The following is a 12,409-nucleotide window of genomic DNA, read 5'->3' as shown; positions in this document are numbered from 1 at the left end:
ATGTCTAGTCTGAAAGGTCTAGTTGATTAGTGTTGCACTTGAATTTTAAACTGGGCGTTTACTTCCATCCTACTAATCACGACAAAATAACCAAACAAAAAACGCTAGTCAACCGACCAGCGTTTTTTTGTAGCCTCATTAAGATTGCTTGGTTTTACCATCCCACCGGGCATAACCAGTTTTCAAGATAAAGAGTTGCGTATAGCCCTTCTTTTTCAAGAAGATTGCTGAACGTGAACTCATTTCCTTGCCTTGGTCATACAGGTAAATTGGCAGATCCTTACGCAACTGTTGATAGTATGCGCGCAACGTTGAATAAGGAATGCTGCGTGCGCCTAAAATATGACCGGCATCGAAGTCCTTCTTTTCACGAACATCGATCACCTGAGCCTTGCGCATGCCTTGTCTAAACGTCTCTTCATCAATCAATTTTGCCGCTTGGTTCCGCTGATAGATCGTATACATCCGCCATAGCAGCCAACCGACAACGATGATGAGCAGCACAATCGTATAAAGTCCCGTTGTTGAAATTGCTGCAGCCATCTCCATCGTCCCTTCTACTTTAAAATAAAAACTACCGATATTAAGTATACGCTATTTTTTATTCAAAGCGAAGTGCTAATGATGCTGCACCAATTGCACCAGCATCGTTACCAAGTTGCGCCATCTTCAACCGTGTTGAATCACGAACGGCTGGGAAAGTGTTTTCCTGGAAGTAACGCGTTGTAGGCTGTAATAACGTGTTGCCGGCTGCAGAAACCCCACCACCGATAATAATGTTTGCTGGGTTCAGCAAATTTGCTGAGTTAGCCAGCGCTAAGCCTAGGTAAAAGGCCACTTTGTCAACGATTCGGCTAGCTAAAATGTCGCCATTATCGGCCAGGTAAACGACCATTTTTGAAGTAACATCTTCTTGGTTGTCAAACAATTCTTTTAAACGTGAATGACCGGTAAAATCGGCGGTCATGTCTTTAGCAACTTGAACAATACCAGTTGCGGAAGCGTACCGTTCGAGACAGCCGCGCTTGCCGCAGGTGCACAGGTAGCCATTAGGCTGGACACAGACGTGACCAATCTCACCAGCGCCGCCATTGACACCATGCAGCAAGTGACCACCGGCAATCACGCCGCCGCCGACACCAGTTCCAAGGGTAACAAAAATAACATCAGTATCCTTTTCGCCGGCACCCTTCCAGAATTCACCGAGCGCGGCTACGTTGGCATCGTTTTCCAAAACAAAAGGTAACCCTAAAGCACTTTGAGTCTGGTCGCGGACATGTTGCGTCTTTGTCCAGTTCAAGTTGAACGCATTAATTACGGTACCGTTTTCAATATCAACCGCACCAGGTGTCCCCATTCCGATACCGATGAATGAGTTCGTGGTGTAGCCAGACTTGCTGATAGTCTCTTTTAATGACTTGATGATGTTCGGTACAATGTGGGCGCCATCGTCGCTGATATCAGTTGGGATGTTCCACTTCTGAGTAATTTCGCCTTCGTGCGTGAGAAACGCCATCTTGGTGGTCGTTCCACCTAAATCAATTCCAATCAAACTCTTTGCCATGAGTTGTTTCCTCCAGTACTAGTTGGTTTTATTACTTTCACGTGCTTCCTCGAGACGATGTTCACGGGTCAAGACCATCTTGGCGTGAAGATACGTTTTTTGATCAACGACCTGGGCGTCGTGGAGATGGTCCAGCTCTAAAGCCATGACCTCAATATCCCAAAGGCGCTTGCCAACATAAACATAAATGCCAAACTGCTTGAGCAGCTGTTGTACATCATAGAGCGTTTTCATAATGAGACATCCTCCGATACTGACACGAGTACTCTACCATTTTACAACGTTATGCCATAATAGTATAGCCCAATCATCATAAGAATGAGAACGATTACAGCAAAAATACGTTTGATGAAAGCAACCGGGCCGATTTTCGGTGCACCAACCACGTATCCCATAAGGAATCCGGCAGCTAATCCGCCAATGTGACCAGCAATATCGGTGCCTGGTGTGAAAAATCCAAAAACTAGATTCATCACAATAAAAATGAGAAATGTTTGCGTCATTTGACGAATATAACCGTATTCCCAAAATGATTCACCAAGCATCAAAAACGCTCCGAATAGGCCAAATATTGCCGTACTTGCACCGGCAGAAATCGCGGATGGATTGAATGCAAAACTGGCCAAATTGCCGCCAATTCCTGAAACTAAAAAGATGATGAGAAACCGACTGTGGCCAAACAAGCCCTCAATCTGAATTCCTAAAAAGTACAGGGTCACCATGTTCAGCAGAATGTGTTCAACTGAGAGATGCAGGAAAGTTGGGGTTATTAACCGCCAAAACTGCCCCTGATCGATCAACGGGTTCCATTTGGCACCAAAGGCCAGCAACACTTGAACATTACTTGCCCCGCCGCTGAGTTCCATGGCTAAGAAAATCACGACCATAATCGCAATCAAGCCAGTGGTCATATACGGGCCCGCTAACCAGCGTTTAATTCGAGCTTGCATTGTGTCTCCTGCCACTTCCTTAGTGTGCTGTAATCACCTGTTGGACCTTGATATCATGTTCGTTGACTGTCCATTCTGGGGTGTCAAAATATTGAGCGTCTAAGGCCAACGAAACCGTCTGACCTGAATAATCAGCTAAATAACGATCATAGTAACCACCGCCAAAGCCTAACCGATCACCTTCAGGGGTGAAGGCCAATCCGGGAACAACAATCAGATCAATACCTGATTTAACCGTTGCGTTTCCATTAATAGGTTCTTGAATCCCATACTCACTTGCTTCCAGCCGAACTGCATCCGTCATTGGCACAAACTCCATCTGCCGACCAGAGAAAGTTCTTGGGACCAGCACCCGCTTATCAGCTTGCTGGGCCGCTTCGATGATTGGCTTTGTATCCAGTTCGGTCGCGGTCGACATCGTCACTGCCACCGTATGACTTGTATTCCAAGCGTGGCTCGCAAATAACCGCTGGTAAAGTTCGTCTGCTTGAAACTGGCGGACATCTGGTGCTAATGCTACTAAGTTGGCAATAATCTGTTCTCGCAGTGCTTTTTTCTTCATCGTTTACCTCTCTCTTGTCTTATGCTGTTCAAAGGGTCATGGTTATATAAAAAAAGGCGCAGGCTCATCGCCCTTGCCTTTTACTTTGTTTCTTTGTGTAACGTAACCTTGCGTTGACGTGGGCAGTATTTCTTAAGTTCTACCCGGTCTGGATTGTTACGCCGATTTTTACTTGATAAGTAGTTTTGTTCACCACATTCAGTACATTCTAGAGTAATGTGTACGCGCATTGCCATAACCTCCCAACTTACTTCGAATTAGGCGAAAGCCTTAACTCATAGTAGTTTATCATTTTTCCACTGGAATTACCAGTAGATTTCAATAATATGTTAAGTATTTTTACTTAACACCTGTTTAGTTGCTGCTGGAAGATGATGAGACCGTTGATTTTGATTGAACAGTTGACCAGTAAGCCGCGTAAATTTTCTTGGCCAAGGTCATGTTGTTCGATTCATCACTCGTACTCAAGTTAGGCATCGCAAGTGCAACAACCACTTGTGGATGAGACGTTGGCGCGTATGATGCAAGACTCAAAGTTTCGGTTTCGTGTCCCTTATAGTAGGTTTGAGCAGTCCCAGTTTTAGCAGAAATGGCTGGCTTAATCGTATCCAAATCACCACCGGTCTTATACGTGTTTGTCCCGTGGACCACATCGTACAGACCTTCCTTGACCAGCGCCTTTTCAGCCGAAGTCATATTGATGGTGTTCAGCACGTTCGGCGTCACTTCAGCCTTGATTCGGCCTAAACCGCCAGTCTTGCTTGTCCCGCGAATTGACTGCAGCAAATGGGTCTGAATTCGACGGCCACCGTTGGCAATCGTTGAAATATATTGCGCCAGCTGCATCACGGTGTAGCCATCGTAGTTCCCATAGGCTTCATCCAACGCGTTCCCAATGTGGGCTTTGGTGCTGGCCCCTTCGATCCCAGTTGTTTCACCAGGAAGATCGATGCCAGTCTTAACCCCTAACCCGAACTGGTAGAAGTACCCGCGCAATTTTGCAAAAATACTCGTGCTCATGGTTAAGGCTTCGCCAGAAACATAATTGAAGTTGGCTTCCTTCATTGCTAATTGCATCATGTAACTGTTTGAGGATACTTCCAGTGCCAGTGGTGCAGTTAATGCCATATCAGCGGCACCCTTCTTGTTAAACCAAGAAGTCTTCGTGACCCCACCAACTTTGATCGGTTTTTCTTCAAGCGTATTGTTTGTTGGAGTGATAACGCCGTCCATCAAGGCCCCTGAAACCATGGCACCCTTGACAACTGACCCCATGGTAATGGCGCTCGTGATATTGCCTAAGGCATTGGCGGACAGTTTGCTGGTTGATGGGTTCCGATCTTCACCGGCCATCCCGATAACGGCACCGGTATTCGGATTCATTACAACAGCGTAGGTCCCAGTCGAATAACCGCCGGCACTTGATTCAGCCGACTTGACTAATGCTTGGAGCTTCTTTTGGAAGGAAGCGTTGATGGTCAGCTGCAGGTTGTCCCCTTTGTTCCCACCGTACTTCTTAACTTCCTTCATGATCTTAGTCCCAGAAACTTCCACGTTGGTCTGTGACTTGGTCCCCTTCAAAGCAGATTCATACTGCTCTTCGAGGTACGATTGCCCAACTGAATCGTTTCGGGAATACCCTTCAGCTAAGAACTCGTTGACCTTATCACTAGGCAGCCCCGTCTTTTCAGAGGAAACAGTCCCAATGATACTCTCAAGTGATGTTCCTTCTGGGTAGTCACGGGTCCAGCTTGTTGCAACCTTAACCCCGGGCATCGACGACAAATGCTCCCCAACTTCGGCAATTTCCTTGTTGGTGACCCCCGTCTCCTTGATGTAGGTCGTTGAAAGCGAATAAGCCCCGCTCATCTTAGCGTAGATCACAGCCGCGTTTTTCTGTTGCGACGTCAGTTTAAATTCATTGCTGTGATTCATATAGTACGTCACCGCATAGTCTGACTCACTGCTAGAATTCTTTTGAGCCGTAGTGAGGTGTTTTTCGATCTTAGCCAGCCGGGTCGAATCAGCAATGTAGTAGTCCGCCTCATTACGGTAAGTCAGCGTTGATTTAGACACCGTAATGTATGAACTGAGCCGATTAGCAATCTTGTACAGGTCACCAGACAACACGTCGACACCCTTTGTGTAACTAATGGCTTGGTGTGACTTGTTCCCAACGAGGACACGGCCAGTTGAATCAAAAATCTCCCCCCGTTGTACGTTATTTGTTTCAACGGTGTTATCCGTCGAATTCACCTCAGCCTTCAGCTCCGACCCGTGCAGGATCTGCAGGTAGGCCAGTTGGGCAATCAGTGCCATGAACAATAGCGCGACAATGACGAATAAAAAATTCATCCGGAACGGAATTTGAGAACTCGTTGAACCAGTTCTGTGTGATTGTTTTCGAGTAATTCGATTAAAGAAATTTTTCAATGTCCTAAACGCTCCTTATCTAACCTCATCATTCTACCAGAATTTTAGGCTGGCGACCATTTTCGCAACAGGGTTTTAAAACTTTTTAGAAAGTCCTGTAAGATTTAAACCCCTTCTATGAATTTTATGCTATTCTAAATAGCTAGGAAGGGTGTGCATATTCCTCTAAGCGCAGTGATTCAAGCAACATATTTGGCATTTTTGCCGTTAACATGCTGGTCGAATCATGCCGGATACTTATTTTTGATGCCCGCAGCCATTTTTAATGCACACCCACTTGTTTTTCGTACAACTCTCCCGTAACTTGTGGAGATCATCACTTGTTTAATGGAGGTTTCTTCTTTGTTTCCAAAATTTACGTTGAATCTCACCGAAAAAAAGGAGCGGCGGTTGATTTTAACCCTGAGCTTCTTGATTCCGGCGCTGATCATGACCTGCTACTTTGCTTCGCGTCACATGGCACCGTTCGGGAACTCTTCCCTGCTGACCGTAGATTTGGGCCAGCAGTACGTAGATTTCTTTGCGTACTTTCGTCACTGTCTGTTGCATGATCCAAGCGGCATCTTTTATACGTTTCAAAAAGCGCTTGGCGGTGAGATGTTTGGTATCTGGACCTACTACTTGTTAAGCCCGTTTAACCTCATCCTACTCTTTTTCCCGGACCACGTCATCACTAGCGGGATACTCGTCATCACCGTTTTAAAATATGGTGCTGCCGGATTTACGTTTGCCTGGTTGCTGTTCAAATCGGGAGTCCAGCGCAACTGGACCGTCATCGGGTTTGCCACCAGTTATGCAATGATGGGCTGGATGATTGCTAACCAGCTGAACCTGATGTGGCTGGATGCCGTCGTCATCTTGCCCCTCATTGTATTAGGGCTGTTACGGCTGATAAACGGTCAGGGTTGCCGCACCTATATTATTTGGCTGGCAGCACTCTTGATCATCAACTACTACATGGCGTACATGGTGTGCCTGTTTTCCATCTTATTCTTCATTTATGAAGCCATCAGTCAGTACGATAACCGTCAAACCTTCTTCAAACAGGCGGGCCGTTATATTGGCAGTTCACTGTTGGCTGCTGGGATTGCTGCTGTGACCCTGTTGCCGACTTGGTATTCACTGTCGCTCAGTAAATCGAAGTACACAGTCACGAACGTTAAATTCAAGTTCGAGTACTTCCCATTTAAAATGTTGTCAAAATTGTTCCTCGGCGGTTTTAATTTCAGTCAAATGCCGAAGGGTATGCCCAACTTGTTTGTGGGCAGCGTTGTCCTGGTTGGTGTCGTCGCCTTCTTTATCCGGCGGGATGTCCGGTCACTGCGCCGCTGGATGGCGCTGATCATCACGTTTGTCTTATTGCTGTCACTTTGTTTTCAGCCGTTGGACCTCGTCTGGCACGCCATGCAATTTCCAATCTGGTATCCGTACCGGTTCTCGTTTGTGGTCAGTTTCTGGCTGATCTGGCTGGCAGCTAATGCACTGCAAAAGGACTTTGTACCCGACCCGGCACAAATTTTGATCATGGTCGTTGTCGGGGCCGCTGTTATCGTTTATGTGTGGCTCAACCTGACGTCATTCAGTTTTCTAAGTCACAATCAGGTCATGATCGGCGGTCTCTTCTACGTCGCGGCTGTCTGTCTAGTGGCGCTGCCGCAAAAACAGGCGTTTTTCTACCAATTGATCTTTTCAATTTTCATTATTGCCGAAATGACCAGCAATATGGTCACCAGTTTGAACCACATTACCTACGTGAGTCAGACGGAATACGGCAATTACCAACAGGTCATGACCAAGGAAGTCGATGGCGTGACCAGCAAGCACAAAGGTTTCTACCGAATGACGCCAACGTTTATGCGCACGAAGAATGATCCTTTATCCGGACAGTTCAATGGCGGCTCAGTCTTTTCTTCCACCCTTGAAAAAACGATGCCGACGTTCATGGGCAGCATTGGTCAGCCAGATGGTGACGGGTTCGTCGCCTACACCAACGGCACTGAGCTGACTGATTCGCTGCTCAACTTCCGTTACCTGATCAATCAAAACTCGGTACTCACAGGGTCAACCAGTGCTGCTGGACTGACACAATCAGGGCTGCCGACCGTTTCAACGCGGGCCGACCTTTCTGACTACAAGAAAGTCCGAGAAGACGGGACAGTTGCAACCTATAAGAACCCTAACGCATTGTCAATGGGCTTCATTTCAAGTTCCGATGTCTTGAGTCTTAAGAACACAACCGCCGATCCAACGCGTTACCAGGCCAATCTGTGGGCATCGTTGACGGGCGAAAAAAGAGATCAGCACCTCTTCACTGCTGAAAACTTCAACAATGTCTTGTTCTCTAATGTCAAGCAGCAGACGAAACTAACGGGGGCTTTCCTGCAAAAAGCAAACTTATTGAAAGCCGGTTCGGTCACATTGACCTTCAAACCAACGTCAAATGATTCCTACTACCTGACAATGGGCGCAAACATGGATGAGGACAACGTTACCGTCCTGTTAAATGGCAAGACGCTTAGTCAGTATCCAACCTACCGTCACACCATCGTGGTGAACATTGCTAACCACGATAAAGGTAAGACGATCAAGGTACAATTGAACTTCAAAAAGAGCACGCTGTGGCTGCAAAACTTCACCCTGTACAAGCTCAATAACAAAGTCTTTAAAAAATCAGTGAAGAAACTGCAGGCACATCCGCTTAAAGTGACGAAGCACACCCAACGGTCGATCACAGGAACCGTTACGGCACCGCGCAACAATGCCACCCTGATGACAACTATTCCGTACAGCAAGGGCTGGCACGTCACGGTTGACGGCCACACAGTAACCGCTAAAAAAGCCGCTGGCACCTTCCTGGCACTCAAACTGGCCAAGGGAAAGCACACGATCCATATCAGCTACTGGCCGCCTTTATTCAATCTAGGGCTCACCATTAGTCTTGTATGCCTCGCTGGTTGCAGCGGATTGTATCTCTGGCGTCGCAAGCGTCGTCATTCATAACGAATTGAATACAAAAAGAACACGGTCTGACTCCCACCCAGGAAGCCATGGCCGTGTTCTTTTTGTTTGATAATGCTGCACCTACGTGATGATAAGGAACAGCCGCCAATTATAGTTCGCCATTTTCAATATAGTCATACTTTGGCCCATCGATTTTTGGGTCATAGCCGATGGCAAGATCATATCCTTTGAAAAACCAAGCGTCCCCCTGCTGAACAAAATAAGTGACGCCGTCTTTTTCAGTCACCGCATAGGGATTCTTTGGGTGATCGTCGGGTGTCAAAGCAAGGGAGAAACCGTCATGGACGGGTGTTTTACCATAGACCTTACCGTAGAACCGAACCCCACGGCCGTCCTCAAGACCCATATCTGCATGGAACCATTTGCTTGCGCAATCCGTTACTGTAATCTTCATTAAATGATATCCCCTTCACAATTTGTATACGTTTTCAATACAACTCATTTATACCTTGTATTTCACAAAAACGCAAGTCAAAAACACTAACAAAAATATAGTAATCAGGTATTTAACTGCCACTCACGTTGAATTTGTCGCATAAACAAGGCATTACTGACATTTTTTATTTGTGAAATCGTTGAAATAATGACAGTTCTACGATTCAGCGGCTAACGTGTTCGCATTTCAACCGATGGTAACCAATACCGGCATTCTGGTTAATAATCAATCCTGATTAGACAGTCGTTGCCGCCCCTGACAAAAAACACCACCCGTCATCTTCTTGATAACGGGCGGTGCTCTTAATCACTATTTAAATTACTTATGCCGCTCCAACGGAAAGAATTTTAACTTTCATATCGCCAGCAGGAATATTAATGGTCACTTCTTCACCAACTCGGTGGCCCAAAAGCCCCTTCGCAATCGGTGAATCATTCGAGATTTTACCAGAAATCGGGTCAGCTTCTGCGGCGCCGACGATGGTGTAACTCTCGGGATCTTCATCAGGTAATTCTTTAAAGGTCACCTTCTTACCCACGGTGATCTCATCTTTGTCAGTGTTGTCGCTGTCAATCACTTCAGCGTACTGAATCATATGTTCAACCGTTGAGATTCGGCTTTCCAACATTGATTGCTCGTTTTTAGCAGACTCGTATTCTGAGTTTTCAGACAAATCGCCATAACTCCGGGCAATTTGAATCCTGTTGATAATATCAGGTCGTTGGTTCATCTTTAAATCTTCTAATTCATTTTCCAATTTGACTTTGCCTTCAGCAGTCATTGGATAGGTTTTTTCTTCAGCCAAAATAGCCACCTCTTAAATTCTAAAATAATATGTCTGACGCCTACAATATCATGCTCGCAGGCGACTTGCAACCCCTTTTAGTTAAATGACTTGGGTGTTGTTTTGTGCACGGCCGTTCTTCTTGCGCAATAAGATTGACCGAATCTTTGTAGTCAGCAGATCGATGGCCACGTGGTTCTCGCCACCCTCAGGGACGATCAGATCTGCATACCGCTTCGTTGGTTCGACAAATTGATGATACATTGGCTTGACCGTAGCTAAATACTGGTCAATGATCCAGTCCAAATCACGTCCGCGTTCTTTAATGTCACGCTCGATCCGCCGAATGATACGAATATCGTCATCTGTATCCACAAAGACTTTGATGTCCATCAGATCACGAAGCCGCTGGTCATCCAAGATCAGTACGCCTTCAACGATAATGACGTCCTTTGGTTCCTGGTGAATCGTTTGATCACTCCGTGTTGATTTTGTGTAATCGTAAACGGGTTTTTCGACGCTCTGATACTGCTGCAGCTTTGTAAGTTGTTCAACCAGCAGGTCAGTATCAAAAGCCAGCGGATGATCATAATTAACGGCCCGCCGTTCAGCCATGGTCATTTCAGCCTGATCATTATAGTAAGCATCCTGCTGCAAGATCATAATGGATTCATCTGAAAAGTTGTGATAGATTGCTTGACTAACAGTGGTCTTCCCACTGCCAGAGCCACCGGTAACGCCAATGATGACGGGTTTAGATTGTCTAGTTGCCATGTTAAATAAAGGATCCTTTCACAGTGTGCTGCTTATTTATTTGCGGAACTCAAACTTGCTGATTTTTCATTATGCTCAGCCAGCGTCTTTGAATAGTAGATCTTGCCAGTCTTCATGTTGGCCACAAAGTACAGATAGCCCTTGCTTTCATCCAACGGTTTAAGCACAGCCTTGATCGAGTCAAAGCTTGGACTGTTAAATGGTCCTGGCCCGTACCCGGCATACTTGTAAAGGTTGTATGGTGAATTACTCTGCAGGTCACTATTTGACAGATTCTTCTTATGCTTGTTGATAGCGTACATCACAGAAATATCGGACTGCAGCGGCATCCCCTGCTTGATCCGGTTGAAGAAGACACCCGCGATCTTGCGCCGATCGGTGTTAGTAACACCTTCACGTTCAACTAACGAAGCCAGTGTCAAAACCTCTTGAACGGTCATCTTCTTTTTAGCAATGTACTTGCAGTATGGTTTGAGTTCAGTATTCGTTGCTGCAACCATTTGTTCAACCAGTTGCTTCAACGACATTTTTTTGTTAACGGTATAGGTGGCTGGATACAGGTAACCTTCCAACCGGTAACGGACTTTTTTAGCACTCATTGTGGATTTTAACAATTGTGGGTATTCCTTGTACAGTTGTTTCATAAAGGTTTGATCCTTCATCAGACTCAAAAATTCGCTCTTGCTAAAGTCGGTTGACGCAGCAATTGTCGTGGCGATATCCTTAATTTGAACACCCTCGCGAATCAGCACCTTACCCTTCGAACTTTGGATTGGTTCACTTGAACCGCCTTTTTCGAGTTGCTTAGCAATCTGCGTGAGTGTCATTGACGACTTCAATTGGTAGTAACCAGCCCGAAAAGAGGTAAAGTTATGTGCTTTAACAAAGTAGTTAAACACCATCCCGCTTTTCACAATGTCTTTGTCTTGTAGAATCGACCCGATCTTCTTATTGGAGGCGCCCATTGGAATATCAACCTGAACAACTTTATTGCTGTTTGGATTCAAGGGCTTTTGAGCAGATTTAAAGTAGTGGTAAAAACCAAGACCACTCACAACCACGAGGACGACCAAAATGCTGACGACCCCGATAATGATTCGGCGACCAGTGCTCATCTTAGGTTTCCCAGCCGGCTGATTCGGCGGCGTCGGATTTTGCGGCCCATCAGAACCGCCATTACCGGTGCTGGGTGTCGATTCTGAAGCGTCTGTTTCATCAGTGCTTTCCGGCTGGTCTGAGTCGGTTTGAGCAGATTTTTGCACCGATTCATCAGTTGATTTCGAGTTGGTATCCGCAGCTGCTGTCTCGGCAGTCTGCGTGTTCTTGGATGCGCCCTCTTGTTGGTCTAAGTCGTTCTTCTTTGGATCTTCTTGGGTGGGTTGGTTATCTTTATCCACGAGTAGTTCCCCCGTTCCGTTTCTTTTCAATATCCTGTATATTTTACCAAATCTGCGCCTAGATTGCAGTAATATTGTAGTTTCTTGAGGAAATTGTAACAGAAGTGTGCGAAAAAGGGCAGCCCAGCTTGCTTCCACACACCCTCAGCAATGTGCATGAGAAGTGCTGCTTTTTTGGTGAAACAAAGAAAACTTTGCAAAGCGCGGAGCTAGCCCTCTTAGTGCCAGTGTCAGCCCCCGCTACCTTATAGGTGATCTTCGATTAAAAATCAAACCACGATTGCCGGCACCAACACAAATTACAGTCACACGACAACGAAACAGCACTGCATCAGCAACCCAATAAAGGTCGCCTTCCAGCATAAATTTCCAAACCATCATAGAAAACTTAAGGCCTCAAAAACCGGTCACCCATAAAAAATAATAAAAAACCGGCTGTAAAATTTCTGGTATTGGTGATCACGCCAATGCCAGTTTTTTATTGTCTT

Annotated in this window: 12 protein-coding genes; 1 reads left to right on the top strand and 11 read right to left on the bottom strand. The window is 45.9% G+C overall.

The annotated features are described in order from the left end of the window. Window positions 1-138: 138 nt before the first annotated feature. The 7 genes from FC82_RS10825 to FC82_RS10800 form a co-directional block, all read right to left on the bottom strand. Window positions 139-549: a rhodanese-like domain-containing protein gene (locus FC82_RS10825; RefSeq protein WP_054762736.1), complete on the bottom strand. Its 411-nt coding sequence runs from the start codon at window positions 547-549 to the stop codon at window positions 139-141. Window positions 550-601: 52 nt separating this feature from the next. After that, the gene (locus tag FC82_RS10820) at window positions 602-1,564 is read right to left on the bottom strand and encodes an ROK family glucokinase (protein WP_054762734.1); all 963 of its coding nucleotides are present in this window, start codon (window positions 1,562-1,564) and stop codon (window positions 602-604) included. Window positions 1,565-1,582: 18 nt separating this feature from the next. Beyond that, a complete protein-coding gene (locus tag FC82_RS10815) occupies window positions 1,583-1,798 on the bottom strand; it encodes a YqgQ family protein (RefSeq protein ID WP_054762732.1) in 216 nt (71 codons plus the stop codon). Between the two features lie 41 nt (window positions 1,799-1,839). Beyond that, on the bottom strand, window positions 1,840-2,514 hold the full coding sequence (locus FC82_RS10810; protein ID WP_056996994.1) for a rhomboid family intramembrane serine protease: 675 nt from the start codon (window positions 2,512-2,514) through the stop codon (window positions 1,840-1,842). Window positions 2,515-2,533: 19 nt separating this feature from the next. Continuing rightward, window positions 2,534-3,076 carry a 5-formyltetrahydrofolate cyclo-ligase gene (locus tag FC82_RS10805; protein WP_056996993.1) on the bottom strand — a complete coding sequence of 181 codons (543 nt, stop codon included), beginning with the start codon at window positions 3,074-3,076 and terminating at the stop codon, window positions 2,534-2,536. Window positions 3,077-3,156: 80 nt separating this feature from the next. Continuing rightward, window positions 3,157-3,306, bottom strand: a complete 150-nt coding sequence (gene rpmG / locus FC82_RS16550) for a 50S ribosomal protein L33 (protein ID WP_082409093.1) — start codon at window positions 3,304-3,306, stop codon at window positions 3,157-3,159. A gap of 124 nt (window positions 3,307-3,430) precedes the next feature. Beyond that, a complete protein-coding gene (locus FC82_RS10800) occupies window positions 3,431-5,509 on the bottom strand; it encodes a peptidoglycan D,D-transpeptidase FtsI family protein (RefSeq protein WP_056996992.1) in 2,079 nt (692 codons plus the stop codon). A gap of 342 nt (window positions 5,510-5,851) precedes the next feature. Here FC82_RS10800 and FC82_RS10795 point away from each other — a divergent pair, with 342 nt between their 5' ends. Continuing rightward, window positions 5,852-8,509, top strand: a complete 2,658-nt coding sequence (locus FC82_RS10795) for a YfhO family protein (protein WP_235809221.1) — start codon at window positions 5,852-5,854, stop codon at window positions 8,507-8,509. A gap of 109 nt (window positions 8,510-8,618) precedes the next feature. On the opposite strand, the gene FC82_RS10790 is transcribed toward FC82_RS10795, so the two are convergent. From FC82_RS10790 to mltG, 4 genes are all read right to left on the bottom strand, one after another. Continuing rightward, window positions 8,619-8,924 carry a HesB/YadR/YfhF family protein gene (locus tag FC82_RS10790; protein ID WP_054762728.1) on the bottom strand — a complete coding sequence of 102 codons (306 nt, stop codon included), beginning with the start codon at window positions 8,922-8,924 and terminating at the stop codon, window positions 8,619-8,621. Window positions 8,925-9,288: 364 nt separating this feature from the next. Continuing rightward, window positions 9,289-9,771, bottom strand: coding sequence for a transcription elongation factor GreA (greA, locus tag FC82_RS10785; protein ID WP_056996991.1), 483 nt, complete (start codon window positions 9,769-9,771; stop codon window positions 9,289-9,291). An 81-nt stretch (window positions 9,772-9,852) separates the two neighbouring features. After that, window positions 9,853-10,524: a uridine kinase gene (gene udk, locus FC82_RS10780; RefSeq protein WP_054762724.1), complete on the bottom strand. Its 672-nt coding sequence runs from the start codon at window positions 10,522-10,524 to the stop codon at window positions 9,853-9,855. A 32-nt stretch (window positions 10,525-10,556) separates the two neighbouring features. Next, window positions 10,557-11,639, bottom strand: coding sequence for an endolytic transglycosylase MltG (mltG, locus tag FC82_RS10775; protein WP_056996995.1), 1,083 nt, complete (start codon window positions 11,637-11,639; stop codon window positions 10,557-10,559). Window positions 11,640-12,409: the final 770 nt, after the last annotated feature.

It is taken from the genome of Secundilactobacillus collinoides DSM 20515 = JCM 1123 (genome assembly GCF_001435975.1).
GTDB lineage: Bacteria > Bacillota > Bacilli > Lactobacillales > Lactobacillaceae > Secundilactobacillus > Secundilactobacillus collinoides.
Note: the sequence above shows the minus strand (reverse complement) of the source record. Positions and strands in the feature narration are given on the sequence as shown.